This is a genomic window from Massilia sp. IC2-476 (genome assembly GCF_020707295.1).
Taxonomy (GTDB): Bacteria; Pseudomonadota; Gammaproteobacteria; order Burkholderiales; family Burkholderiaceae_D; genus Telluria.
Map to the genome: position 1 here is coordinate 397,725 of NZ_JAJFER010000003.1, position 26,248 is coordinate 423,972.

Annotated in this window: 23 protein-coding genes and 2 tRNA genes; 14 read left to right on the forward strand and 11 right to left on the reverse strand. The window is 66.3% G+C overall.

What is annotated here, in order from left to right:
• Positions 1 to 56 precede the first annotated feature (56 nt).
• A complete protein-coding gene (greA, locus tag LK539_RS10800) occupies positions 57 to 536 on the forward strand; it encodes a transcription elongation factor GreA (RefSeq protein WP_227800914.1) in 480 nt (159 codons plus the stop codon).
• The gene (locus LK539_RS10805; RefSeq protein WP_227800915.1) at positions 536 to 1,006 is read left to right on the forward strand and encodes a DUF4149 domain-containing protein; all 471 of its coding nucleotides are present in this window, start codon (positions 536 to 538) and stop codon (positions 1,004 to 1,006) included. The genes greA and LK539_RS10805 overlap by 1 nt, the downstream gene beginning before the upstream one ends.
• Before the next feature lie 87 nt (positions 1,007 to 1,093).
• Here LK539_RS10805 and yhbY read toward each other — a convergent pair whose 3' ends face one another.
• Complete coding sequence (yhbY, locus tag LK539_RS10810) at positions 1,094 to 1,564, reverse strand: ribosome assembly RNA-binding protein YhbY (protein ID WP_227800916.1); 471 nt, start codon at positions 1,562 to 1,564, stop codon at positions 1,094 to 1,096.
• Between the two features lie 43 nt (positions 1,565 to 1,607).
• Here yhbY and LK539_RS10815 point away from each other — a divergent pair, with 43 nt between their 5' ends.
• The 12 genes from LK539_RS10815 (at position 1,608) to LK539_RS10870 (ending at position 15,900) form a co-directional block, all read left to right on the forward strand.
• Positions 1,608 to 2,255, forward strand: a complete 648-nt coding sequence (locus LK539_RS10815; protein WP_227800917.1) for an RlmE family RNA methyltransferase — start codon at positions 1,608 to 1,610, stop codon at positions 2,253 to 2,255.
• 216 nt (positions 2,256 to 2,471) lie between these two features.
• Positions 2,472 to 4,355, forward strand: coding sequence for an ATP-dependent zinc metalloprotease FtsH (ftsH, locus tag LK539_RS10820; protein ID WP_227800918.1), 1,884 nt, complete (start codon positions 2,472 to 2,474; stop codon positions 4,353 to 4,355).
• 94 nt (positions 4,356 to 4,449) lie between these two features.
• A complete protein-coding gene (gene folP / locus LK539_RS10825; protein ID WP_227800919.1) occupies positions 4,450 to 5,295 on the forward strand; it encodes a dihydropteroate synthase in 846 nt (281 codons plus the stop codon).
• A 73-nt stretch (positions 5,296 to 5,368) separates the two neighbouring features.
• Positions 5,369 to 6,709, forward strand: coding sequence for a phosphoglucosamine mutase (gene glmM / locus LK539_RS10830; protein WP_227800920.1), 1,341 nt, complete (start codon positions 5,369 to 5,371; stop codon positions 6,707 to 6,709).
• A gap of 41 nt (positions 6,710 to 6,750) precedes the next feature.
• Positions 6,751 to 6,827 (forward strand) — tRNA-Pro (locus tag LK539_RS10835).
• A 74-nt stretch (positions 6,828 to 6,901) separates the two neighbouring features.
• Positions 6,902 to 6,978: transfer RNA gene (locus LK539_RS10840), tRNA-Arg, on the forward strand.
• Between the two features lie 40 nt (positions 6,979 to 7,018).
• Positions 7,019 to 7,360 carry a DUF5710 domain-containing protein gene (locus LK539_RS10845; RefSeq protein WP_227800921.1) on the forward strand — a complete coding sequence of 114 codons (342 nt, stop codon included), beginning with the start codon at positions 7,019 to 7,021 and terminating at the stop codon, positions 7,358 to 7,360.
• Between the two features lie 98 nt (positions 7,361 to 7,458).
• Positions 7,459 to 8,424, forward strand: a complete 966-nt coding sequence (locus tag LK539_RS10850; RefSeq protein WP_227800922.1) for an MBL fold metallo-hydrolase — start codon at positions 7,459 to 7,461, stop codon at positions 8,422 to 8,424.
• 95 nt (positions 8,425 to 8,519) lie between these two features.
• Positions 8,520 to 10,238, forward strand: a complete 1,719-nt coding sequence (locus LK539_RS24420; RefSeq protein WP_267877670.1) for an energy transducer TonB — start codon at positions 8,520 to 8,522, stop codon at positions 10,236 to 10,238.
• Between the two features lie 242 nt (positions 10,239 to 10,480).
• Positions 10,481 to 11,485, forward strand: coding sequence for a polysaccharide biosynthesis/export family protein (locus tag LK539_RS10860; RefSeq protein ID WP_227800924.1), 1,005 nt, complete (start codon positions 10,481 to 10,483; stop codon positions 11,483 to 11,485).
• Positions 11,486 to 11,524: 39 nt separating this feature from the next.
• Positions 11,525 to 13,801 carry a polysaccharide biosynthesis tyrosine autokinase gene (locus tag LK539_RS10865; RefSeq protein ID WP_227800925.1) on the forward strand — a complete coding sequence of 759 codons (2,277 nt, stop codon included), beginning with the start codon at positions 11,525 to 11,527 and terminating at the stop codon, positions 13,799 to 13,801.
• A gap of 626 nt (positions 13,802 to 14,427) precedes the next feature.
• Positions 14,428 to 15,900 (forward strand): hypothetical protein, encoded by a 1,473-nt coding sequence (locus LK539_RS10870; RefSeq protein ID WP_227800926.1) that lies wholly within the window; start codon positions 14,428 to 14,430, stop codon positions 15,898 to 15,900.
• Positions 15,901 to 16,107: 207 nt separating this feature from the next.
• On the opposite strand, the gene LK539_RS10875 is transcribed toward LK539_RS10870, so the two are convergent.
• The 10 genes from LK539_RS10875 to LK539_RS10920 all read right to left on the reverse strand — a co-directional run bounded on the left by LK539_RS10875 (position 16,108) and on the right by LK539_RS10920 (position 26,246).
• Complete coding sequence (locus LK539_RS10875) at positions 16,108 to 17,298, reverse strand: acyltransferase (protein ID WP_227800927.1); 1,191 nt, start codon at positions 17,296 to 17,298, stop codon at positions 16,108 to 16,110.
• A 25-nt stretch (positions 17,299 to 17,323) separates the two neighbouring features.
• A complete protein-coding gene (locus LK539_RS10880) occupies positions 17,324 to 17,914 on the reverse strand; it encodes a hypothetical protein (RefSeq protein WP_227800928.1) in 591 nt (196 codons plus the stop codon).
• A 15-nt stretch (positions 17,915 to 17,929) separates the two neighbouring features.
• The gene (locus LK539_RS10885) at positions 17,930 to 18,520 is read right to left on the reverse strand and encodes a sugar transferase (RefSeq protein WP_227800929.1); all 591 of its coding nucleotides are present in this window, start codon (positions 18,518 to 18,520) and stop codon (positions 17,930 to 17,932) included.
• Positions 18,517 to 19,743 (reverse strand): DegT/DnrJ/EryC1/StrS aminotransferase family protein, encoded by a 1,227-nt coding sequence (locus LK539_RS10890; RefSeq protein ID WP_227800930.1) that lies wholly within the window; start codon positions 19,741 to 19,743, stop codon positions 18,517 to 18,519. Before LK539_RS10890 ends, LK539_RS10885 begins: the two co-directional genes overlap by 4 nt.
• Positions 19,736 to 20,983, reverse strand: a complete 1,248-nt coding sequence (locus LK539_RS10895) for a glycosyltransferase family 4 protein (protein WP_227800931.1) — start codon at positions 20,981 to 20,983, stop codon at positions 19,736 to 19,738. Before LK539_RS10895 ends, LK539_RS10890 begins: the two co-directional genes overlap by 8 nt.
• A gap of 26 nt (positions 20,984 to 21,009) precedes the next feature.
• Positions 21,010 to 21,798 (reverse strand): hypothetical protein, encoded by a 789-nt coding sequence (locus LK539_RS10900; protein ID WP_227800932.1) that lies wholly within the window; start codon positions 21,796 to 21,798, stop codon positions 21,010 to 21,012.
• Positions 21,799 to 21,803: 5 nt separating this feature from the next.
• Complete coding sequence (locus LK539_RS10905) at positions 21,804 to 22,490, reverse strand: hypothetical protein (protein WP_227800933.1); 687 nt, start codon at positions 22,488 to 22,490, stop codon at positions 21,804 to 21,806.
• A gap of 87 nt (positions 22,491 to 22,577) precedes the next feature.
• Complete coding sequence (locus LK539_RS10910) at positions 22,578 to 23,762, reverse strand: glycosyltransferase (RefSeq protein ID WP_227800934.1); 1,185 nt, start codon at positions 23,760 to 23,762, stop codon at positions 22,578 to 22,580.
• The gene (locus LK539_RS10915) at positions 23,668 to 24,954 is read right to left on the reverse strand and encodes a hypothetical protein (RefSeq protein ID WP_227800935.1); all 1,287 of its coding nucleotides are present in this window, start codon (positions 24,952 to 24,954) and stop codon (positions 23,668 to 23,670) included. Before LK539_RS10915 ends, LK539_RS10910 begins: the two co-directional genes overlap by 95 nt.
• Positions 24,951 to 26,246: a lipopolysaccharide biosynthesis protein gene (locus tag LK539_RS10920; protein WP_227800936.1), complete on the reverse strand. Its 1,296-nt coding sequence runs from the start codon at positions 26,244 to 26,246 to the stop codon at positions 24,951 to 24,953. The genes LK539_RS10915 and LK539_RS10920 overlap by 4 nt, the downstream gene beginning before the upstream one ends.
• Between the last annotated feature and the right edge of the window lie 2 nt (positions 26,247 to 26,248).

Below are 26,248 nucleotides of genomic sequence, written 5' to 3' on the forward strand. Positions count from 1 at the left end.
CGCGCGCCTCTGTGGTTTTCACTTGGTACCTCCAATCACGAACAGCATAGAGCGACATGAACACTACCGTACCACTGACCAAATACGGCGCCGAACTCCTGAAGGAAGAGCTGCACCAGCTCAAGACTAAGGAGCGCCGTGTCGTCATCGACGCCATCGCCGAGGCGCGTTCGCACGGCGACCTGTCCGAGAATGCCGAGTACGATGCCGCAAAAGAGCGCCAGGCCTTCGTCGAAGGGCGCATCGCCGAGCTGGAAAGCAAGCTGAGCGCTGCCCAGATCATCGACCCGGCCACGCTGGATGCGGAAGGCCGCGTCGTCTTCGCCTCGACCGTCGACCTGGAAGACCTGGAAAGCGGCCAGAAGGTGAGCTACCAGATCGTCGGCATCGACGAAGCCGACCTGAAGCTGAACAAGGTGTCGGTGACCTCGCCGATCGCCCGCGCCCTGATCGGCAAGTACGCCGGCGACGTGGTGGAAGTGCAGGCTCCGTCGGGTCCGCGCGAATACGAAATCCTCGAAGTCCGCTACGTCTGATGGCGGACAGCTCCTCGCGCTCGGCATCGCGCCTGGCGGCCGCAAGGCTGCTGGTGGCGGTGCTGTGGGCGGGAACGCTGTGGGTGCTCGGCTATATCGCGGCGCCCGCGGTGTTCGCGGCGGTGCCGAGCCTTGTTGCCGGCGACGTCGTGGCGGTGCTGCTGCATCGCCTTGGGTGGGTATCGATCGCCAGCGCTGCCATCATGCTGGCGCTGGTGCGTTTCTCGCCCGATCTCGACGCGGGGCGGCGCCGTTCCCTGAACCTGCTGGTGCTGGCCATGCTGGCCTGTGCGCTGGTGATGTGGATCGGCCTGCAGCCGGCCATGGCGCAGATGCGCGAAGTGGCCGGGCCGGGCGGGGTGAGGGCGTCGCCATACTGGACGCAGTTCGCCGTCATGCATGGGGTTTCGCAGCTGTTCCACGTGGTGGAAAGTATTCTGGCCGCGATCCTCGTTCTGAAAAGCCGTTAAGCGGAGAGCCTCAGCTTAGAAGGCTGATGCTCGATCTGGCAGGCGAAAAAAAACCGGGTTTCCCCGGTTTTCGCTCGGCGCGTGCCATCACTTGTTCAGCGAATTCTTCTTGGTCGAAGTCTGGCGCGGCTTGGCGCGCTTGATGTTGCCGCCCGCGGTGACGCGTTCGTTCCCCTTCAGCATGACCTTGGTGACGCTCGGCTTCTTGGTGCCGCTGGCGCTGGCCTTGACGATGGTGACTTCACGCATGCCCTTGCCGCTCTTGCTGCTGCGTTCCTTGACGGCTTCCTTCTTCGGACGGTAGAGCACCAGCAGCTTGCCGATGTGCTGGACCGGCGCCGCGTCCAGTTGCTCGCAGATCTGTTCATACATCTCGATGCGGGCTTCGCGGTCGTCGCCGAACACGCGTACCTTGATCAGGCCGTGCGCGTCCAGGCTCGAAGCGATTTCCTTCATGACCGATTCGGTCAGGCCGGATTCGCCGATCATGACGACTGGGTTGAGTCCGTGGGCCTCGGCGCGCAGAGCGCTGCGCTCGGCCGGAGTGAGTTTAAGCATAATAATTTTTTGGGATTACCTTTAAAAGCAGTATTCTACGCGAATGGCCAAGAACAAATTAAACAAAAACTGGTTGCACGACCATATTAACGACCCCTACGTCAAACTGGCCCAGAAAGAGGGCTTTCGCGCACGCGCCGCCTACAAGCTCAAGGAAATCGACGAGGGCGAGAAACTGATCAAGCCGGGCCAGGTCATCGTCGACCTCGGCTGCACCCCCGGCAGCTGGGCCCAGTACACCCGGCGCAAGCTGGCCGGCGCCGATGGCGGCGGCATCAACGGCACCATCATCGGCCTCGACATGCTGCCGATGGAGCCGATTGCCGACGTCCAGTACATCCAGGGCGATTTTCGCGAAGAGGAAGTCCTGGGGCAGCTCGACGAGCTGCTGCAGGGCCGCAAGGCGGACCTGGTCCTGTCCGACATGGCGCCCAACCTGTCCGGTATTCCAACCGCCGATGCGGCGCGAATGGAACACCTGATCGACCTGGCCATTGAGTTTTCTCAAATGCACATGAAACCGGGTGGCGCATTGCTGGTGAAGTGCTTTAAAGATATGGGATTTACTCAGATACTGGAGAAATTCCGGGATGAATTCAAGACGGTCAAACAGGTCAAACCAAAGGCAAGCCGGGACAAATCGTCTGAAATTTTCCTGCTTGGGCGCGGTCTGAAGAATCCAGCAGCGTGAAATCCGCATTCGGAATGCGTTTTGCCCTTGATATTCGGCGCGGCAACCGCACATCAGCCGCGTGAGGCTGGCTGCGCAAACGGTTGCGAGCCCGGCAGTACGTAGAAAAATGGCATTTTGGCACTATTGCTTACGTTGCGTGGCGGCGTCGGCTTATTGCGGTTAAAATCGTCATACTGAAATCGGTAGAGATGCGATCGCATCGGAGGAGTTTTCGTGAATAATATGTTTTCCAAATCCGCCATCTGGGTGGTCGTTGCGCTGCTGTTGTTCATGCTGTTCAAGCAGTTCGACAACCACAGCGTCGCCGGCGGCAGCAAGACCATCGCATATTCCGAGCTTCTCGACGAAGTCAAGGCACGTCGCATCAAGGACGTCGTGATCGAGGGCTCGAACATTACCGCGACCCGCCAGGACGACAGCAAGGTCCGCGCCACCGCGACCATCCTCGACCGCGGCCTGATCGGCGACCTGCGCGAGAACGGCGTGCGCTTCGACGTGAAGCCGCCCGAGGAACCTTCGTTCCTGCAACAGGTCTTCATCTCCTGGTTCCCGATGCTGCTCCTGATCGGCGTGTGGGTGTTCTTCATGCGCCAGATGCAGGGCGGCGGCAAGGGCGGCGCTTTCTCCTTCGGCAAGTCGAAGGCGCGCATGCTCGATGAAACCAACAACACCGTCACCTTCGCCGACGTCGCCGGTTGCGACGAAGCGAAGGAAGAAGTCTCGGAAATCGTCGACTTCCTGAAAGACCCGACCAAGTTCCAGAAGCTGGGCGGCCGTATCCCGCGCGGCGTGCTGATGGTCGGTCCTCCGGGTACCGGTAAGACCCTGCTGGCGCGCGCCATTGCCGGCGAAGCGAAAGTACCGTTCTTCTCGATCTCGGGTTCCGACTTCGTCGAGATGTTCGTCGGCGTGGGTGCATCGCGTGTTCGCGACATGTTCGAGAACGCCAAGAAGCACTCGCCCTGCATCATCTTCATCGACGAGATCGACGCGGTCGGCCGCCATCGCGGCGCCGGCATGGGCGGCGGTAACGACGAGCGCGAACAGACCCTGAACCAGCTGCTGGTCGAGATGGACGGCTTCGAGGCGCAGTCGGGCGTGATCGTCATCGCCGCCACCAACCGTGCCGATGTGCTGGACAAGGCGCTGCTGCGTCCGGGCCGTTTCGACCGCCAGGTGATGGTGGGCCTGCCGGACATCCGCGGCCGCGAACAGATCCTGAACGTGCACATGCGCAAGGTGCCAATCGGTACCGACGTCAAGGCCGACATCCTGGCGCGCGGCACCCCGGGCTTCTCGGGCGCCGACCTGGCCAACCTGGTCAACGAGGCAGCGCTGTTCGCGGCGCGCCGCAGCAAGCGCCTGGTCGAGATGATCGACTTCGAAGACGCCAAGGACAAGATCTACATGGGCCCGGAGCGCAAGTCGATGGTCATGCGTGAGGAAGAGCGTCGCAACACGGCCTACCACGAGTCGGGCCACGCGGTGGTCGCCAAGCTGCTGCCGAAGGCGGACCCGGTGCACAAGGTCACGATCATGCCGCGCGGCTATGCCCTCGGCCTGACCTGGCAGCTGCCGGAGCACGACAACCTGTCGGGCTACAAGGACAAGATGCTGGAAGAGATCTCGATCCTGTTCGGTGGCCGCATCGCCGAAGAGATCTTCGTCGGCCAGATGTCGACCGGCGCCTCGAACGACTTCTCCCGTGCCACCAAGCTGGCCCGTTCGATGGTGACCCGCTTCGGCATGTCCGAGAGCATGGGCGTGATGGTCTACGAAGACAGCGAGAACGAAGGCTTCTTCGGCGGCGCCACCAAGACCATCTCGGAAGCGACGCAGCAGAAGGTCGACGCCGAGATCCGCAACATCCTCGACACGCAGTACGCCCTGGCGCGCCGCCTGCTCGAAGAAAACCGCGACAAGGTCGAGATGATGACCAAGGCGCTGCTCGACTGGGAAACCATCGACTCCGAGCAGATCAACGACATCATGGCCGGCCGCGAGCCGCGCCAGCCGAAAACCGGCCTGCTGACCAAGCGTAACCCGCCGGGCGACAGCGGCGGCGGCGTGGCGCCGAACGCGACCGCACCGGCGTGATCTGCGGCTTGATTCGCTGATCCACCCAAGCAAAAGGCATCCCTAGGATGCCTTTTGCTCGTTTACGTAACCCGTTCGCTACCCCGTTTTCCCCATGCCCAAGCAACTGCAATGCGGCCAGTACAGCTTCGCGCTGGACGGCCCAGCCTCCACCCATCCCATCGTGATGGGCATCCTGAACGTCACCCCCGATTCCTTCTCCGACGGCGGGCGCTACCAGGGCCTCGAGTTCGCCCTGTCGCACGCCGAGGAAATGATCCGCGACGGCGCCACCATGATCGACATCGGCGGCGAATCGACCCGCCCCGGCTCGCCCAGCGTGCCGGTGGCCGAAGAGCTGGCGCGCGTGATGCCGACCCTGTACGCGCTGCGCACGCTCGATTGCGCGCTGTCGGTCGACACCTGCAAGCCGGAAGTCATGGTTGAGGCGATCATCGCCGGCGCCGACATGATCAACGACATCAACGGCTTCCGCGCGCCGGGCGCGATCGAGGCGGTGCGTGACAGCGATTGCGGCCTGTGCCTGATGCACATGCAGGCCACGCCCCAGACCATGCAGCAGGCCCCGAGCTACGTCGACGTGGTGGGCGAGGTGATCGACTTCCTGAACGAGCGGGTGGACACCCTGGTGCGCGCGGGCATCGCACGCGAGCGCATCTGCATCGACCCGGGCTTCGGTTTCGGCAAGACGGTCGAGCACAACTACGCGCTGCTGCGCGCGCTCGGCCGGATCCGCGATACGGTCGGCCTGCCGGTGCTGGCCGGCCTGTCGCGCAAGTCGATGATCGGTGCTGTCACCGGGCGTCCGGTGGAGCAACGTATTGCAGGCAGTATTGCTGGCGCATTGGCTGCGGTAGCGCATGGCGCTAGAATTGTACGGGTGCACGATGTCGCAGAGACCGTGGACGCGCTGAAGGTATGGCATGCCGCGCATGAATGAATCGTGATGACGTGAAATAATTACTACAGATAAAATACGCCCGGCGTTTAATTACGGAAAGAAAGAGAAGAAAATGGCACGCAAATATTTCGGTACGGATGGTGTTCGCGGTCTGGTAGGGGAGGCGCCGATTACTCCGGAATTCGTCATGCGCCTCGGCTACGCAGCCGGCAGGGTACTGGCCAAGGGCGCCAAGTCGAGCAGCGGCCGTCCGGTCGTCCTGATCGGCAAGGACACCCGTATCTCGGGCTACATGCTGGAAGCCGCGCTGGAAGCGGGCTTCTCGGCCGCCGGCGTGGACTCGATGCTGGCTGGCCCGATGCCGACCCCCGCCATCGCTTACCTGACCCGCGCGTTGCGCCTGCAGGCCGGCGTGGTGATCTCGGCCTCGCACAATCCTTTCCAGGACAACGGCATCAAGTTCTTCTCGCAACACGGCACCAAGCTGCCGGACGCCGTCGAGCTCGAAATCGAAGAAGCCATCGACCAGCCGATGGGCTGCGTCCCGTCCGACAAGCTGGGCCGCGCGACCCGCCTGCGCGACGCCCAGGGCCGCTACATCGAATTCTGCAAGAGCACCTTCCCGAACGAACTGGACCTGCGCGGCCTGAAGATCGTGGTCGACAGCGCCCACGGCGCCGCCTACAACATCGCCCCGCACGTGTTCCACGAACTCGGCGCCGAAGTCGTGTCGATCGGCGCTTCGCCGGACGGCTTCAACATCAACGCCGGCGTCGGCGCCACCGCACCGAAGGCGCTGTCGGAAGCGGTGGTTGCCAACAAGGCCGACCTCGGTATCGCGCTGGACGGCGACGCCGACCGCCTGATCATGGTCGATGCAGCAGGGCGCGTTTACAACGGCGACGAGCTGCTGTACCTGATGGTGCGCGACCGCCTGTCGACCGGCCCGGTGGCCGGCGCGGTGGGCACCCTGATGACCAATATGGCGCTGGAAGTCGCCTTCAAGCAGATGGGCGTGGGCTTTGCGCGCGCGAAGGTCGGCGACCGCTACGTGCTGGAAGTGATGCAGGAGCGCGGCTGGCTGTTCGGCGGCGAAAGCTCGGGCCACCTGCTGGCGCTGGACAAGCACACCACCGGCGACGGCATTGTCTCGGCGCTGCAGGTGCTGTCGGCGCTCAAGCGCACCGGCAAGTCGTTGTCCGAATGCTGCAGCGAACTGAAGCTGTATCCGCAGACCCTGATCAACAAGCGCGTCAATCCAGGCTTCGACTGGACCAAGGACGGCGCCCTGGTGGCCGAGAAAGAAGCGGTCGAGCGCGAGCTGGGCGAGTCCGGCCGCGTGCTGATCCGCGCCTCCGGCACCGAACCCTTGATCCGTGTCATGGTCGAGGCCAAGGAAGCCGACATCGCCGAGAGCATGGCGCGCCGCATCGCGGACAAGCTGGCTGCGTGATTTGACGCGCACCGGTTGCGGGAGTATCATCGGCCCCAGATCGGAGTGTAGCGCAGCCCGGTAGCGCACCTGGTTTGGGACCAGGGGGTCCAAGGTTCGAATCCTTGTACTCCGACCAAAGCTTCCTCCGCGGGCTGTCGTTCGACAGCCCGTTTCATTTCCGGCGCGCACCCACACGGCGCGCCGTCCGATCTGCCCATAGCTCAGTTGGATAGAGCATCAGCCTTCTAAGCTGAGGGTCGCTGGTTCGAACCCAGCTGGGCAGGCCACCACGCGATTGACCATTCTTGAACGAGACTCTAGGACTGCATGCTTTTCCTGACTGTTCCCTATGCCGAAAAGGATGAGGCGAAGGCGCTCGGCGCCCGCTGGAATCCCACCAAACGCCGCTGGTATGTGCCGGACGGTGTCGCCACCGAGGCTTTCGCGAAGTGGGCTGCTCAAGGGATCGATGGTGCGGCTTCCGCGCCCGCGGCATCGAAGGGGCGCGTCGACAGCTACACGGGAAAACTGGTGACCGGCGCCAACTACATCGCGCTCGAACACGACTGCAATCCCTTCGAACCCTGTCCGCAATGCACGGCGCTTCTCAGCGGCACCGAATGGCAAAAGGCGCGCCAGCAACTGGCCGCCATGGTCGGCAAACGCTGATTCGATCCCTCAGGCAAGCGGACGCCGCCCGCTGCGCTACCGTGTTAACGTTCTGGCATCGCTCACCGCACCCGGTGCGCACGATCCCGGAGACACCCATGCCCTTAGCACGACTGTTCCAGCCCTGCCTCTGCATCCTGATGGCGCTGTCCTGCGCAATGGTCCCCGCGGCGCGCGCCGCCGATGCTCCGGCCACGCCGGCACAGGGCGAGACCTTCACCCTGCAACTGGCAGGGGCAGAAGCCCCGGCGCAGGACGCGAACACGGGCACGGTCCAGTTCATCGGCACGGCGACCGTGATCATCCGCTACCAGGGCTTCACCATCCTGACCGACCCGAATTTCCTGCACAAGGGTGACCACGTGCACCTCGGCTATGGCCTGACTTCGGAACGGAAGACGAACCCCGCCATCAAGTTCGAGCAACTGCCGCCGATCGACCTGGTCGTGCTGTCGCACTTCCACGGCGACCACTTCGACCAGCTGGTGGAGAAGAAGCTCAATCGCGCCACGCCGATCGTCACCACCAAGGAAGGCAGCGAGCGGCTCAAGCGCCTCGGCTTTACCCGCACCTTTGGCCTGAGCAGCTGGGACAAGCTGCAGGTCAGCAAGGGCGCATCAAACCTGCGCATCACGGCCACGCCGGGACGCCACGGTCCGGCCGGCGTGGCCGTGCTGCTGCCCAAGGTGATGGGATCGATCCTCGATTTCGGGCCTGATGCCGCGGCCCCCGACTACCGCATGTACATCAGCGGCGACACCCTGGTCTACGACGACATCCGCGCCATTCCGCAGCGGTTCCCGAACATCGACCTGGCCCTGCTGCACCTGGGCGGCACCCGCATCCTCGGCGTGCTGAAGGTGACGATGGATGGCAAGGATGGCGTACGCATGATGCAGGTCGTGCGGCCGAAGAAGACCGTGCCGATCCACTATAACGACTACGACGTGTTCAAGTCGCCGCTCGAGGACTTCGCGCGCGAAGTCAAGGCGGCGGGCCTCGAGAAGGACGTGGTCTACCTGGCGCACGGCGAAACGTATTCGTTCACCCGGGTCCAACGCTAGCGGGGAGGGCACGCCGGCTTCAATCGTGCGCGCCTCGCCATACTGCTGAGTAAACGTTATGATGCCAGCCTGACAATATTCGCATCAGCCACGGCATGCCCCGAGCGCACGATCCTAGTCCGAACGATTCCCTGGCCCAGCGCGACCGGCGGCTCGTTGCGGGCATCGCGGTGTCGGCGCTGCTGCACGCCCTGCTGCTGTCGCTGCAGTTCGGGATTCCCGGATTCGACGCCGGTCCCGGCGGACCGATCGAGGTCAGGCTGGCGCCGCCGCCGGCCCCTGCGCCGCAGCCGCTTCCTCCGCTTCCTCCGACGCCGACGCCGCCCCTGGCTGCAACGCCTCCGCCTCCGCTTCCGGTGTCGCCTGTGGCGCCGGCCACGGGCTTGCGCCTGGTCGATCCGCGTCCGCCCGAGCCACCGAAACTGGCGCAGGCCACGCCGGCGCCGAAGCGCGCCGCGAGACCCACGCGCCGCAAGCTACGCATGCCGGTGGCGCCGCCCCTGATCGCGTCGATCGACTCCGATGCCGCGTTTGCGGTGGCGCCGCCGCTACCCGAGTTCGAACCAGGCGCCACCCCGAGTACCGTCAGCGGCGAACCGGAGGAGAAGGCGCAGCCTGAGGACATGGCGATCGCGGCCCGCGCCGAGGAGGCGGAGCGCAGCTCCGCCGCCCAACGCCTTGAGCAGGAAGAAGCGGCGCGCCTGGCCGCCGCCGAGGAAGCGCGTAGCAAGGAGGAGAATGCGCGCCAGCTGCGCGAGGAGCAGGAACGGCTCACGGCCCAGCGTGAAGCGGACGCGCAACGCGAACGTCAAGCTGTGGCGCAGCAGCAGGCGGCGCAGGCGGAAGCGCAGCGCATGGCGCAACAGCAGGAAGTCGAGCAGGCACGGCAGCTGGCCGAGCAGCGCCAGGCCGAACAGCGCCAGGCTGAACAGCTCATCGCCCAGAAGCAGCTGGAAGAGCGGCGCCGCGCCGAGGCCGAACAGCAGCGCCTGGCGCAGCTGCGCGAACGCGAGGAAGCCCTGGCGCGCCAGGCGCAGCAGCAGCGCGAGCTGGAACGGGTGGCCGCTGAGCGGCTGGCGCTCGAGGAAGCCGAGCGCCGCCAGGCCCAGGCGCGCGAACGCCAGCGCGCCGAAGAGCAGCTCCAGCGCCAGGCGCAGGAGGAAGCGCGCCGCCTGGCCGAGGAGCGCGCCCAGTCCGAACGGCAGGCGCGCGAGCGCGCCGAAGAGGCGGGACGGCGCGCAGCCGCCGAACGCCTGGCGGCGCAGTCCCGACCGGGACCCGGCAATGGCAATCCGGGCCCCGGCGGACCGGGCGCGGGAAGCGGCGCGGGCGACCGTCCGGGCGGCGCGATCCCGGGCGGCGCCATGGCGAGCCGGGCGCGCGAGCTGCTTCGCGGCCTGACCATTCCGAACGTGGCGCCGCCGCCCACGCGGCCGGAAGACAGCGCCAGTAACGCGCGCCGGGTGCTGGCCGATGGCGGCGAGCGCGACGTGCCGCTGCGCCTGTACGTCGACAGCGTGCGCCAGAAACTGGAGCGCACCGCGATCCTGGGCGGCGCCCGCTTCTCGCTGCAAGACGTGCGGATCGACCCGCTGGTCAGCCTGTCCCTGCGCAGCGACGGCAGCGTCGACGACGTGACCATCGTGCGTTCCAGCGGCCGCGCCGACATGGATGACGCCGTGCGCCGCTTCGTGCAGCTCAATGCCCGCTATTCCGCCTTCCCGCCGAATGTCGCGGCGCGCTTCGACGTGATCGAGATCCGGCGCGTCTGGCGCTTCGCCGATGGCCTGAAATTACTCGAGGAAATCCGCTGATCTGCCGCGCATCCGCTATTTGATCAGCTGCAAAGCCAAGCCTGATGGACGCCGTACGCTGGACTGAACCGTTCCAGAACTGCGTCTATTTTTGATAGGCAACAATCATGGCTTCCTTTTGTTCAGTTGCAATAGTCGTTTGGCGGCGGCTCGCTGTTAATCTGGTCTGCAGCCTGGGCCTCTGCGCTGCGCTCGGGGCCTGCACCACCGGCATCCAGTTTGCGGGTGGCGGCAAGGACGGCGTGGGCGAAGCCCCGCCTACCGAGAAGATCACCGAACAGCTCATCGAGAGCGAGCGGCGCGCGCTGGCCGAGCAGACCCGGCAAGACCTCACGCCCCTGATCAATCCCAATCCCGCTCCCTACACGATCGGCCAGGGCGACGTGCTGTCGATCGTCGTCTGGGATCACCCCGAGCTGGCCGGCAGCGGCATGACGGCCGCCACGGCCGCCTTCGACAGCGGCACGCTGCCGCCGACTGCCGTGTCGCCCGGCTTCGCGGTCGACCACCAGGGCCGCATCCAGTTCCCGCTGATCGGCCTGCTGCAGGTCGAGGGGCTGACCGAGGAGCAGGCCAGGGCCATGATCACCAAGAAGCTGGCGCGCTACATCGCCCATCCCAGCCTCACGCTGCGCGTGCAGTCCTACCGCAGCAAGCGGGTCTACATCGACGGCGAGGTCAAGGCGCCCGGCCTGCAGGCCATCAACGACATTCCGATGACCCTGGTCGAAGCGCTGAACCGCGCCGGCGGCATGCTGCCCAGCGCCGACCAGAGCCGGATCATGATCGAGCGCGGTCCCGGCCGCTACCTGATCAACCTGCGCGACCTGGTGCAGAAAGGCGTCAACCCGGGCACCGTGCTGCTGGCGCCGGGCGACGTGGTGCGCGTCCACTCGCGCGACGAAAGCAAGGTGTTCGTGTCCGGCGAGGTGGTCACCCCGCGCGCCCTCACGATGCACAACGGCCGCCTGACCCTGAACGAGGCGCTCGGCGAGAGCGGCGGCGTGAGTCCCCTGAGCGGCGACGCGCGCCAGATCTACGTGGTGCGCAAGACGCCCGCGCGGACCCGCGTGTTCCAGCTCGACGCCCGCGTCAGCGGCGCGCTGGCGATGGCGGAATCCTTCGAGCTGCGGCCAAAGGACGTCGTCTACGTAGCCGCCTCGCCGCTGGCCAACTGGAACCGGCAGCTGAGCCTGCTGTTCCCGGGCGCGCTGACTTCCGCCGTCGGCGTCACCACCCGTCCCTGAGCACCGCTTTCGCCCACCGTCTCTGCGAGGTCTGCCACCATGAGCAATCCTGCCGACGCCCACCCGCTGACCCACATCGCGCACAGTCCGCCGGTGCTGTCGGTGCCCTTCGATCCACGGCCGCCGGAGCCCCTGCCGGAGGAACCCACGGTCGACCTGAAAGGCTATTTCAACACGCTGTACGACAGCCGCTGGCTGATCGGCAGCATCACGGCCTTCATTACCGTGGTGGCGGTGCTGTACGCGCTGGTGGCCAAGCCGGTGTACGAGGCCAACCTCATGATCCACGTCGAGGAAGAAAGCCCGAACGCGTCCAAGAACATCCTGAGCGAGGCCTCGTCCCTGTTCGAAACCAAGAAGGCGGCCATCGCCGAGATGGAGCTGCTGCGCTCGCGCATGGTCGTCTCGCGCGCGGTCGACAACCTGCAGCTCTACATCGAAGTCCAGCCCAAGTACTTCCCCGTGGCCGGCTTCTGGTTCGCCACCCAGAACGCGGGCAACCTGTCCAATCCGGGCCTGTTCGGCTATGGCGGCTACGTGTGGGGCGGCGAGAAGGCCGACGTGTCGGTGTTCGAGGTGCCCGAGTCCTGGCTCAACCGCGAATTCGTGCTCACCGCGCGCGCCGGCAACCGCTACCGCTTCTCGGGCGGCGGCCAGCGGCTGGCCTTCGACGGCACCGTCGGCCAGCGCTACCGGGTCCCGCTGCCGGACGGCCTGCTCGAAATCAAGGTCGACCGCCTGTATGCCAACCCGGGGGCACGCTTTCGCATCAAGCGCAAGTCGCGCCTGGGCACGATCCAGGCCATCCAGAGCTCGATGGTGATCACCGAGCAGGGCAAGCAGTCCGGCGTCATCGAAGTCAAGCTGCAGGGCGAGAGCTCGGCGCGCATCAACAGCCTGCTGAGCGAGATCGGACGCGAGTACATGCGCCAGAACCTGGCGCGCAAGACCGAGGAAGCCGAGAAGTCGCTGGCCTTCCTGAACCAGCAGCTGCCCATCCTCAAGCGCCAGCTGGAACAGTCCGAAGACCGCTATAACCAGTTCCGCAATGCGCACGGCACCGTCGACCTGCGCGAGGAAGCCCGCATGAGCCTGACCCAGGCCGCGGCGGCGCGCACGCGCCGCATGGAACTGATGCAGAAGAAGACCGAACTCCTGGCCCGCTTCACCGAAGACCATCCGGTGGTAGCAGCCGTCAACCGCCAGCGCAAGGAAGTCGACGCCGAGATCGAAGCCATCGCCGGCCGCATCCGCACCCTGCCGGTGATGGAGCAGGACGAGGCGCGCCTGACCCGCGACATCAAGGTCAACACCGACCTGTACACGGCGCTGTCGAACACGGCGCAGCAGCTGCGCCTGATTTCCGTCGGGCGGGTCAGCAATGTGCGCCTGGTGGATGCGCCGATCGCGCCGGAAAAACCGATCAAGCCGAACCGGCCCCTGATCGTCGCGATGGCGGTCGTCACCGGCCTGTTCCTTGGCACCCTGATCGCCTTTACCCGCAAGGCCATGCGCGGCGGGATCGACGACCCGCAGAAGATCGAGCGCATGCTGCGCGCGCGGGTCGTGTACGCCTCGATTCCGCACAGCGGCAACCAGGACAAGCTGATGCGCAAGTCGAAGCCCGGGGGCGTACTGCCGCTGCTGGCGCAGATTCTGCCCGAAGATCCGGCAGTCGAGAGCCTGCGCAGCTTCCGCGCCGCCTTGCAGTTCTCGATGCCACACTTCAAGAACAACGTGGTCATAATGGTCGGGCCGACGCGCGACCTCGGCAAGTCCTTCATTGCCGCAAACTTTGCAGCGGTGATGGCGGCCAGCGGCAAGCGGGTGCTCCTGATCGACGCCGACATGCGCAACGGCCACCTGCACCGCTACTTCGGCGTCGACCGGGGCAAGGGTCTGTCACGGGCAATCGCCGGCGGGGCTACCGTGGACGAAGTCATCCATCGCGATGTGCTCGAGCGCCTCGACTTCATCCCGACCGGCGAGCTGCCCTCCAACCGGGCCGAGTTCCTGCTGCACCTGAACTTCGGCAACCTGCTCGAGACCGTCAGCCCCATGTACGACCTGGTGCTGATCGATCCGCCGCCGCTGCTCGCCGTCGCCGACGCCCTGATCATCGGCGCCCATGCGGGAGCCGTCTTCCTGGTGACGCGCTCCGGGGTGACCACCGAGGGACAGATCAACGAATCGATCAAGCGCCTGAATCACGCGGGGATCTCGCCGCGCGGGGTGCTGTTCAACGACATGGCGCTCAGGCTGGGAGATTATCGGTCGCAATATGGCGGTGGGCCGCAGCTGGCCTATGTTGCTTGAACATGGCAGGTCCCGGGCGAAAAGAAGCCCCACGGACCGATCTTCTGCCGCAAGCTGGGAGATTTCAGCGCTAGCAATACGCAGCGGCAATCACCAGCACTCGCGGTATGAAACACCGGGAGACTGACGCTCGCGAAGCTCGAGCAGCTTGGCGCGGACTGCATCTTTGTCGCCGGTCGCCTATGCGGACTGCCGGGCCTTGACGGCGTCACGCACGGGCAGGCTATGGACCGGCACAGGGGAACGCAGCCTGTGTCGCGGGAATATCCGGGCTCGCTCTGGACGGTATTGAGAACGTCGTGATGGACGCGCCGAAATATAACGCGGACCTCGTCAAGGCGGCTCCTGCGCCATACCGGAGCGGACGCCGGCCTTGTCTCGCACCGCTTGGTGGTACTGCTGATCGACCTGGGACATCTAGCTTACCTAGTGCCGTGCGGAAGGGCGCTGCCCGACTGACGACAAAGCCGGCCGCCGCCGGACCGCCCCGTTCGCCACCTTGACGGACAGGCGGGGGACTTTGTTGCCCCTGGCTTGCGCTAGTTCGCTCCGCGCGGTCGTCGCGGCAGCTACATTCTGGAGAGAAAGTTTCCGGCGCCCAGCGCCCAATCGAGCCAGGAGGGGCGATGTTTCACCGAACGAGCACCCATACGCGGCGATGGCTGGCGTCCGGCGCGCTGCTGCTGGCGGCGACCCTGGCGGGTTGTCGTGGCAAGACGGGCCCCTGCCAGCAGCCCGGCGCCAGCGGTGCAGTGCAATACCAGGGCTGCCTGGCAAGCCACGAGACCATCCGCGAGGTCACCGAGCTCGCGCCCTTCACGGTCCTCGCGATCGACTACTACGAGCCGGGCCGGGGCGGATATTACTCGCCGGGGGTGAACAAGCAATATTTCCGCATCCTGCATGGCGGTCGCGTCGTCCTCGAGCAGGCCGAGCGGGTAGAGCGGTGGGAAGGCGTCGGGCGGAACGTCCTGCTGGCTACCGCATACGTGCCGGACGACGGCGGCCTGCACCTGCTGGATGCCATGCCCGGGGGACCGCTGGTGCACCATCTCGTCACCGGTCCGAACCACTGGGAGGGTGACGCCGTGTACGAACACGGCTACCCGTGGGGGCCACGACGGCGATATCTGCCGCGCCGCTACAACAGCAACGATGGCGGTTTCCTGCTCGGGATCGACCCGTTCCGCCTGCAGCTGTTGCCGGAGGGTTCAGATGGCGCGGCGGCGCCGTCGATCAATACGCTGGCGAGCGTCTCGCCCGACGGCCGCGTCTATGCCTACGCGGACAGCCGCGTGACACCGTCGGCTATCATGGTGGTCGCGGCTGACGGCGGCCGGCGCGACCCGGTCGCGCTGCCGCTTACAGCGCTGCCAACAGCGAACCTACCGGCCAACCCGTACGATGCGTTACGCGCCTGGTTCGGCGCTTCATACACATGGGAGGCCGACCATACCGGCGCCTGGGACATCGCGGCGCGCCGCCCGCCCGGCAAGACTCCCGACCTGGCGGACGCGCTGGAGGAGCTGTTTACCGACGCCGCCCTAGGCTACCGCAACTGTTTCGCTCCAGGTAACCCGCACTGCCTGCAGGGATGGGAGCGCGCCCAAGATGCCGAGGCATTGACCGGGGCGTGCTGCAATTCCCCGTTTACCTACGCGCCGGCGGCACCCGTCAAGGCCTTTGGCAGGCCGGCGGTGGCGCTTTCCCTGCGCAAGCTGAGCGAGGGAGGCTCCGGCTATACGCTGCTGGTGGAGGGCCAACCAGTTGACCTGGCGACGGCGCTCGAACAGCGCCTGCGACGGCGCAAGGTGCCGTTCGTGCGCGCCGACCACTGCCCCGGCCTGGCCGATAGCCATGTCGCCTGCGAGCGCAAGCTGCGCGACGCCATCAACTGGCAGCATCCTCCGAACGACACAGCGGTGCTGTGGCGGATCCTGCAAGAGGCCGAGGAGAACATCATCATCCTGACGCCGACGTTGGCGCTTGCACTCTACCCCGATGGCGGGGGGCGCACCTGGATGGTGACGCTCGCACGCTATGCGCTGCCGCCGCGGACCGGCAGTAAGGCAATGACGCCCTTGTTCCACCGCGGATGAGCCCCGTTGGATCCAGCCGGTGCTTTGCGATGGCGGATTTAAGGATAGCTCGAGCCAACGCTATTTGACCGACGGCCTTATATTTTCCGATACGCATCGGAAAACATCGAGCCGGCAGGACAGGACGTGAGCCCCGGCCGTATGGACCGGTAATAGGACTTGGACAAGCACTGGCCGGTCCGTTCCGCAGTACCTTGCACTCGTTTTTCAGTCCGGGGACAGCACCACGTGGACTGGCTTGGCCCGCGGCGTCAGCAGCCAGCCCTTGAGCGCATTCCGGATCCGGATGGTGTGCCGTTCGAACAGCAGATAGAACACATACGAGACCACCACGATCGTGCCGAGCACCGTGAAGTACCACAGGTAGTCGGTGGCGACGGCCGGGTCGAGGCGGTCGCGTCCGAGGAACTGGCGCCCGAGGTAGCGCATCAGTTCGATGACGGGGATGTGGAGCACGTAGAGCGAGAACGAGAACTCCGAGAAGAACACCGCCACCCGGTTGGCCCGGACGTAGGCTGGCGCCTTGACATCCACCCCTTGCTGGAGCGAAGCCAGCAGGAACAGGAAGGGAATGCTGCACATGATGTCTTGCACGAAGGAGCCGGGCACGAGGTCGTCGTTGTTGCCGCGCAGGCGGTAATACACGAACAGCGCCATGGTCAGCACCAGCAGCAGGCCGCGGCAGAGCATGCCGCAATCGATGCGGATGCGCGAGAACGCGGCGCCCAGGAGCCAGATGGCGAAGTACAGCGAAATCATGTCGCGAAGCGTCGCGAGCAGCAGGACCAGGGCCGCGACGGCGGCGGCGCGGCGCAGTACGCCGGTGCCGGCGATCGCGAGCAACAGCAGGGGGAACTGGATGTAGTACCAGGTTTCGTGCGCCAGGCTCCACAGCGGATAATTGCCGCCATAGTCGGGCACGGTGACTGTCTGCAGGCCGAACAGGTTGCCGGCAAAGGAGGCCGCCGAGAATTCGTTGGCGGGGTCGAAGTCGACCGGCCCGGGCGTGGCGGCGCCGATCAGCAGGCCGACGCCCAGGGTCAGCAGCAGGGTAGGGACCAGGACCGTCCACAGCCGCGTGAAGCGGTCGATCGCATAATGGGCCAGCGCCTGCGGCTTGCCGAAGCGGTTCATCAGGCTGCCGCCCACTAGCCAGCCGCTGATCAGGAAGAACACGACCACGGCCTGGTGCGCGAAGCCGGTAAAGAAGGCCAGGCCCAGGTAGGCCAGGGTCGGGTCTTCGAGCGTGCGTAGGCCGGGATAGATTTCGGCGCGCAGGTGCGACGCCGCCACCTGCAGGGCCGCCAGCCCCCGCAGCGCCGAAATCAGCAGGGACTGCACCGCGTTCTCGCCCAGTGGCGCCCGTGCCTGCCAATGTATCGAGGGGAAGGAAGTCATGAGTCTCTCCATTGGTAAATAAACGCTAGCATGTGTCCCAGGAAAATGGACGTGCATTGCCCGACAGCGCGAGCGCGAGCCTGATCATCCAGTAGCCGACATGCGCCGATTGCATCAACAGCGCCGCTACGAGAAAGAGTGCGACCGCGCAGGCAGGCGAGGCCGGCCCGGGCGCGACGCCGCGCGATTCAAGCTGGTACAGGGTGCCGAGGCTGGCGCCGGCGCCAAGCAGCCAGCCGGTGGCCGCTTCCGCCACCGCATGTTCGCCTTGCCCGACCAGCGCGACGGCAAGCACCAGGCCGAGGGCCAATCCGCCGCCCGCGGCGCCCAGCCCCCAGGCGCGCCCGATCGGCCGGCATAGCAGGTAGCCGAGCACCGGGTACACGGCCGTCACGCCGGCGGCATGGCCGCTGAAGGCCTTGAAATCGAGCGCGCCAATGTCCGTGCCCCAGCCAAGGTAGGCAACCTTGCTGCCGCCGACCAGGGCCATGGCGCCCGCGTACAGCAGGGCCCAGGCACCGGCCGCGCGCCAGGCGCGTGCGGCAAGCAGCCAGCCGCCGGCCGCCACGGCCAGTGGCAGGGTCAGCTCGAGGTCGCCCAGATGCAGGAGACGCATGGTGTAAGCCGCCGCTCAGCGCACGATTGCAGCGAGGGTGTGCGCCAGGATGCGGATGTCGCCCCAGAACGTACGCTCCCTGACGTAGCGCACGTAGTAGTCGAGCTTGACCGGCAGGACCGACTCCACGTAGGCACGCTCGGGATCGGCCGCGCGCGCCAGGACCGCGTTCTCGTCCTTGTAGCGGATCGCAGCCCAGTCGGTGATGCCGGGCACGACCGACAGCACCAGGCGCCGCTGCTCCAGCGGGTAGCAGTCGACGTAGCGCGGCACCTCCGGACGCGGACCGACCAGGCTCATGCTGCCTTCCACGACGTTCCACAGCTGGGGCAGTTCGTCCAGCTTGTAGTGGCGCAGGAAGCGTCCGGCACGGGTCACGCGCGGATCGGCGCCGACCGTCAGCTCGGGACCGTCGACCTGGCGCTGCGCCATGGTGCGGAACTTGTAGATCGTGAACAGCCGGCCGCCGCGCCCGACGCGCTGCTGGCGGTACAGCACCGGGCCGCGCGAATCGAGCCTGATCCAGAGCGCGATCAGGATCAGCAGCGGCGCCAGCAGCACCAGTCCCAGCGTCGCGCCCAGCAGGTCGAAGGCGCGCTTGCTCATGACAGCAGCTCGTGCAGGGCCGCGACCACGCGGTCCAGGTCGGAGTCGCGCATGCGCGTGTACAGGGGCAGGGTCAGCATCGCCTCGAAGCTGGCCTCGGCCACCGGAAAGGCTTCGGGATTCAGGCCGCAGCTGTCGCGCCAGTAGGGCTGGCGGTGCAGTGGAATGAAGTGCACGCTGGTGCCGATGCCGCGCTCGGCCAGGGCATTGATCAGCTCGTCGCGCCCGATCGTCGCACCTTCGGTCAGGCGCACCACGTACAGGTGCCAGGCGTGGGTGCTGCCCAGTTCCGGATGGACCGGCAACTGCAGCGGCAGCCCGGCCAGGCCTTCGTCGTAGCGCTGCGCCAGCCAGCTGCGACGCTGCTGGAAGCGGTCGATCTTGCGCAGCTGCTCGATCCCGATCGCCGCGGCGATGTCGGTCAGGTTGTACTTGAAGCCGGCCGCGATCACCTCGTAGTACCAGGCCGGCACGCGCGAGGTGTAGCGGTCGAAGGCGTCGCGGCTGATGCCGTGCAGGCGCATGCAGCGCATGCGAGCGGCCAGTTCCGGGTCGCGCGTGACGATCATGCCACCTTCGCCGGTGGTCATGGTCTTGTTGGCGTAGAAGCTGAAGACGGTGATGTCGCTGCCCAGGGTGCCCACCAGCTTGCCGTCCAGGCGGGTGGGGAAGGCGTGGGCGGCGTCGTCGATCACGCGCAGGCCGTGGCGCGCGGCCAGCGCCAAAATCGCGTCCATGTCGCAGGCGAGGCCCGCGTAGTGCACCGGCATGATGGCGCGGGTGCGCGGCGTGATCGCCGCCGCCACCGCCGCCGGCGAAATGTTGAGCGTTGCGGGATCAATGTCCACGAACACCGGCCGCGCACCCAGGTAGCGTACCACCTCGGCGGTAGCGGTGAAGGTCATGGTCGGCACGATGACTTCGTCGCCCGGGGCGATGCCCACGCTTTCCAGCGCCAGGTGCAGGCCGGCGGTGGCGGAGTTGACCGCGATCGCCTCGACGTCGCCGCCCAGGTAGGCGCGGAAATCCTGCTCGAAGCGGCGCGTGGTCGGGCCGGTGGTCACCCAGCCGGACCGCAGGCAGGTTTCGACAGCGCGGATTTCCTCGTCGCCGATGTCGGGCAGCGCGAAGGGCAGGAAGCGCGAAGGAAGATCGTCGAGCGGATCGGCGCTCGGCGCTGTTTGTGTTTTTGCCTGAGCCTGAGCCTGTGCCTGTTCAGCCATGGGGAACCTCGTGTGCGAAAGTGGTCAGGAAACGTCGTCCGAGGACGGGGTAGGTGAGGTTGGCAAGGGCGTGGGCGCGCCCGCGCTCGCCGAGCGCGCGGCGCTCGGCGCGGCTCATGGCCAGCAGCGCCGCCAGGCCGCGGGCGACGGCGGTCGGGTCTTCCGGCGCTACGGTGATGCCGCAGCTGGCTTCGCGCACCGGATCGTTGCCGGCTTCCACCGCGTGCAGCACCGGGCAGCCGCCCATCATGTAGTCGAGCAGCTTGTTGGGCGCGATGCCGAAGCGGTACAGCGGCTGGCGCTGCCAGCCGAGGTAGGCGATGTCCAGGCGCGCCATCAGGGCCGGGATCTGGACCTTGGCCACCGGCGCCACGAAGTGCACGCGCGCCAGGCCCAGCTCGCGCGCACGCCGCTCCAGCCGCGGCTTTTCCGGGCCGTCGCCCACCAGCACGAAGGCGAGCGGCTGGTTCTTCATGAGACTGGCGGCTTCGAGCAGGGTGTCGAGGGCGTTGGCCAGGCCGTGGCTGCCGGCGTAGCCGACCACCGCCAGGCCCTGGGCGCGCAGGCCGGACAGCAGGGCGTCGAGCGCCTCGGGCAGGGCCGGCGGCGCGGCCAGCCACTCGGCCGGATCGAGGCCGTTCGGGATCAGGTGCAGCTTGTGCGGCGCCATGCCGCGCGCTTCGAGGTGTTCGCGTACCTTGGGCAGGATCGAGACGATCGTGTCGGCGTGGCGGCAGGCGTAATCCTCGGCCGCCTGCAACAGGCGGATGAAGGGGTGGTGGCGCGAGAAGCCGCCCAGTTCCATTGGCGACAGCGGCCACAGGTCGTGCACCTCGTGCAGCAGGCGCGCTCCGGCCAGGCGCGCAACGCGGTGTGCCGGCCAGATGTCGAGCGGATAGGTGCTCGAGGCGATCACGACATCCGGGGCAAACTCGCGCGTCAGGCGGCGCGCTTCGACCCACAGGCGCAGGACAAAGGCACCCATGTTGCGCACCCGCGCCAGGCCATTGCCGCGATAGGGGGGAGCGGCGAACCAGGTGTAGTCGATGCCGTCGATGTTTTCGTCGCGCCGGTTGCGTCCGGCCAGCGCGGGTTGGCGGGTACGCACGTGCGCGTGGCTGGCGGCGACGATGCGCACCCGGTGTCCGAGCCGCACCCACTCGCGCGCGAGGTAGTAGGGCCGGTACTCCATGCCGTGGTGGACCGATCCGGCGTAGTGGTTGATCAGGAGGATGTTCATGATTGTGCGGACTGTGCGCGGCGGCGCTATGCGCGCCAGGCCACTTCTTCGACCAGGCGGCGCACGTTGCAGCGCGTGCTCTCGACCCAGTTGGTTTCCCACTGCACGGGGTGGGTAAGCAGGCAGATGTGCCGGTACTCTCCCAGTGCGTCGAACGGGGACAGCGGGTAGTAATAGACCGGATATTTGCGGTCGCTGATGTAGATGTCGAAGCAGCGCAGCAGCTCGGCGTCATAGGATTCGCATTCGATCCCGCAGCGCCGCCGCAGCGCATCGTCGCGCAGCAGCTCGTGGTTGATCACCTTCAGGCGGCGGTTGGCAAAGTCGCCGTGGCTGGCGACCGTGGTGAGCGGCATACCGAGGCCGTCGACGATACGGGCGACGTTGCGGGCGAACTGTTCGCGGATCTCGGGGAAGCGCGCGCGCACCGCGTCGGCGCTGCGCAGGCGATGGCGTTTGGCGAAATCGGCCACTTCTTCGTAGTGGTAGCTGGCTTCGCTGCCGGCCGCTTCGATCTCGCGCATGAAGCCGAAATCGAGCGTGCTGAGGCGGAAGTAGTAGCTGGCACGGACGCCGTGGCGCGTTTCGATCTCGAACATCTTCCTGGCAGTGCGCAGGTCGCTGTCGATGTCGTGGCGGTGCACGAAGCTGCGCCCCAGCGGTCCACCGGGCGCGCAGCCGCTGCGCCGGACCTGGCGGAAGAAGTCGCGCACCGACAGTTGGGTATAGCCGGCGGCCGCCACCTTGCGTACCAGGGCCTCGTATTCGCCGAGGCGGCTCGGCATCAGGTAATCGGCATAGACACGGTTGAGCATGGCGTTTATTGCAGCGTATAGCTGGCGCGGTAGGGGCGAAAGCCCAGGATGGTCTTGAAGTGGCGCAGGCCAGGCTGGGCCCCGAAGAAGGTGTCGTACATGATGTAGCGCACCTGGCCGGCGTCGATCAGCTGGCATACCGCTTCGCTGAGCAGCAGATGCATGATGCCGTCGTTATTCCGGATTCCCATCATTTGGGAAAAGGAAGCGAAATTCCCGTAAATGCCGAGGGTGGCATAAGCGACGAGTTTTCCCTGCGCATTCAATACGCCCCAATAGCGGAAATGACCTTGATTCTCGAAGCGTTCCTGTTTTTCAAAATATTTCCGGTCCAGGGGCCGACCCTGGCGCGTGTCGAGGCTGGTGTTGATATCGTGGATATCGTCGACATAGGCATTGCGATCGATGTCGCGCACGACATAACCGCGGCTGCGCGCGCGCTTGGCGTGGTAGCCGCCGTGGTTCTTTCCCTTGATATGTTCCAGGTAGGCTTCGCGGTGGGGAAATTGGGCGAGATCGATCAGCGCAGCGCCAATGGTTTTATGGCGGATGATCTTGAAACGCGGATGCGGTTTCGTGTAATTGCGGTAAGCGGCCTGGATATCGTCCGGATCGATACGCTGCGAGAAATTGAGCCGGGCACGCGGCAATTTCATTACCTCAAGAAACGTATTGTAATGTTGCAGGAACATAGTCGATCTCAACATTCTTTAATAACTAGACAATACGGCGGATGGCCCCAATTCCTTTTGAACTAACGTAAAGCCGGACCAGCACTTTCAATCGGTCGATCCCATCGAACGCGCCGGGAAAGCGCCTTTTCCCGAAAAGCGGCGGCGCGTCGGCCGCGGCGCCAGCAAGTCGGCATAGAAGGCGATCAGCTTGTCCGCTTCGCATTCCCAGTTGTAGTGTTCCAGGACGGCGCGGCGGCCGTTGGCGCCCATCTCTCGCGCCAGGCCGGGGTGGCTTGCCAGATGGTCGATGGCGGCGGCAATCGCGGCCGGGTCGTGCGGATCCACGCACAGGCCGCAGCGGCTGCCCTCAACGATCTCGCGCCACAGGGGAAAGTCCGAGGCGATCACGGGAATGCCGGCCGCCATGTACTCGAACATCTTGACCGGCAGGGCTTCCCGGTAGCTGGCGGTCGGCAGCAGCGTGACCAGGCCGGCGAAGGCCCGTTCCATCACTCCGGCCACGCCGCTGCGGTCGAGGTGGCCCAGGGCGTCGACGCGGTTCCAGCCCGGAAGACGCCGGACCTGGGTTTCCAGCTCCGTTTCGGCGAAGCCGCCGGCCAGCGCCAGCCGGGCCGGCGTGCGCAGCAGGGCGCATGCCGCGACCAGTTCGCGCACGCCGCGGATGGCCGAGATGCTGCCGACGTAGCAGAAGCTGTTGCGCACGCCGGCGTCGGCTGCCTTATCCGGTGCCTGCGTGAACTCCTCGGCGCGCGGGAAATTGTTGATGTCCACGGTCAACGGGTTGAAGGCGGCCAGGCGCTCGCGGATCAGGGGCGTGGCGGCCAGCACCCCATCGAAGCGGCGCAGGGCCAGCCGTTCGAGCGCCGCATAGGCACGCGATACCACGCGCGCGCTGCGCGGCGACAGGTAGGGCTTATCGAGCAGCTGGGAAGGAACGTCTTCGTGGGCGTCGAACACCACCCGGCGGCCGGCCAGGGCCAGGCGCAGGCCGACCGGGATCAGTTCGGGGTCGTGCAGCTGGTAGACGTCGGCGTCCAGCGCCAGCGCCGCGCGGCACACGCGGCCGGTGGTGCGCAGCATGCGCTCGCGCCGGCCGGACGGGCGGCCGACGTCGACAATGCGGATGCCGTCGCAGCGCGCCTCGCCCAGGCCGTCGGCCACCACCAGGGCCACCTCATGCCCGTGGCTGGCGAGGCTGCGGCACTGCTTCACGAAAATCCGTGTATCGAAGCGCGGATGTGCCGAGCTGAGGTGCGCGATGCGGGCCATGTTTCCTCTCGTAGGAATAGCGTGCGCAGGCGCCGAGGGTGGCGCTGAGCAGCATGTCGGTGAAGTAATGGGATGTCAGCAGCAGCAGGACGGTGACGCAGGCAAAGGCAAACGCGCACATGAACAGGCCGCGTTCGCGGGCGGCGAAGTATTCGTGGATGAACATCGGGGTGATCGGGAGCACCGCCAGCGCCGCCAGGTAGATCATGCCGAACAGCCCGAGGTCGACCCAGGCCGACAGCACGTTGTGCGAGTAATAGCCCGGCTTGTAGCTGGCGTAGTCGCCGAACAGCGGGTGGGCGGCGACGGTCTGCCAGGCGTGCACCGTGAGCTGGTGGCGCTTGTTGGCCGAGGTCGAGTGCGACAGGTCGAGCAGTTCGAGGATACGGTTGGCGGGCAAGGCCGCCAGGATCTGGTCGAAATACATGGACACCAGGACCGCCAGCATGGCGGCCGCCAGCAGGAAGTACAGTTTGTGGCGCGAGTAATAGAACTCGATCACAGGGATGGCGAACAGCAGGGCCACGAATTCGCTGCGGGCCGTGTTGACGAAGAGCGTGGCCGCGCCCAGCGCATGCAGCACCAGGCGCAGCGGCAGCGTGCGGGTGAAACTGACGATCGCCAAGTAGGTGAACAGGTAGGAGCGCGAAAAACCCTGGTAGGTGGCGAGTGCGTCGGCATCCTTGGCCATGCCGAGCGAGCCCAGGTAGAACACCCCGTCGACCGAGTTGGCGAAGGCGATGGTGGACATTGCCGCGAGGCTGAGCAGGCCGACGACGCGGAAGCGCCGGCTGTCGAAGTCGATGAAGCTGAACTGGATGTAGACCAGCACCATGAACAGCACGGCCAGGATGTGGTTGGTCACGATGGTGCGGTTGGCGCCGACGGCGCCGTTGACCGCCACCACGGTGAGGAAATAGGCGAAGAACAGGCCGTAATGCAGGTCGACCATGGTCAGCCGGCGCGGGTCGCGCCGCATGCGGGCCAGGTAGACCAGGCCTACGGGCAGGGCGAAGGCCACCGCCACCGGGGCGAAATAGCCTCCCAGGAAGGCGCCGGTGGTGCCCGTGCCGAGCAGGCTGTGGTAGAAGAAAAAGCCGGGAAACAGCATGAAGAAGCAGGCGACCAGCACCAGCTGGTCACGCCCTTCGCGGCCGCGCAGCTGGACTTCAGGCTGGTGCCGGGTTGTCATGCGGCCGCCAGGACGTTGCGCGAACACTGCCAGGACATGTGCAGGTAGACCAGGTAGAGGATGCAGTACCCGATCGTGTAGCACAGCACGTTCTGGGCCACGCTGCCTGGGAGCAGGAAGGCGCCGAGGGTCATGGCGAACAGGCTCACCTGCCACCACAGGTCGGCCTGCTGGCGCCCGGCCACGAAAAACACGTAGCTGAGCGGGCTGGCGATGAAGTTCAACAGGAACAGCGGGGCCATCAATTGGGCCAGTTCGCCGGAAGCGCGCCAGTTGGCGCCGAACACCCAGGCAAACAGGTAGGGCGCGAACAGCAGCAGCACCAGCGAGGGACCGGCGCCAAGCAGAGCCAGCGCCTTGAAGGTGTGGCGGTAGGCGCGCGCGCAGTTGCCGTGCTCTTCGAATTCGCGCACCGATTCGCGCTTGAAGACTTCCAGGATCGAAGAGGCAACCAGTGAGACCGGCGCCGCCAGCACGCGCTGGGTGAGGGCGTACAGTCCGGCGGCCAGCGCGCCGTGGCGCATGCCGATCAGGAACAGCGGCAGCTGGCTGACCGCGCCGTTGAGCAGGTTCGAGGGCAGCGAGTAGCGCCAGAACTTCCGGTGCCGCGCCAGGTGGGCGCGCTGCTGGGCGTCGAGGCGCCAGCCGATCGGCGCCTTCGGCGGACGCAGCAGCAGGCGCGCGGTGGCGAAGCCCGCGGCGGTGCCGAGCAAGTGGCCGAGCACCAGGCCGACGCCGCCCAGGCCGGCCTGCAGCAGGGCCAGCTGGGAGGCAACGATGACGGCGGCGGTGGCGACCTTAGCGCGCGCCGCCTTGCCGAAGGCATTGTGTGAGGTGGCAAAAGCGAGCGTGGTCTGCATGCAGCCGGTGAGCCAGGTGCCGGCCCCCAGGGTGAGCAGGGCGGTCCAGGACAGGCGTCCCGCGGCTTCCACGCCGGCCAGGCGCGCGCCCACCGCCAGCCCGGTGAGCAGGAGGGCGGTGACGGTGGTGCTGTAGAACACGACCCGGAAGCAGGCGCGCTGGCGCTCCGGCTCATGGTCGAGGATCATCGCCGCTTCCATGCGCAGCGTGGCGCCGATCGCAGCGATGGCGACGATGCCGAGCCAGACGCTGTAGGCGCCGAGCTCGCCCGGGGTGCACATGCGCGTGAGCAGCGGCGCGGCCAGCAGCGGCAGCGCCTGCGCGCCGACGGCGCCGCCCAGCACCGTGGCCACATTGCGCCAGAAGGACGCGCTGTGCCCGAGGCGCTGGGCGATCCGCCTGCGCAGTCGTTTGTCCAGCCGCTGCATCATGG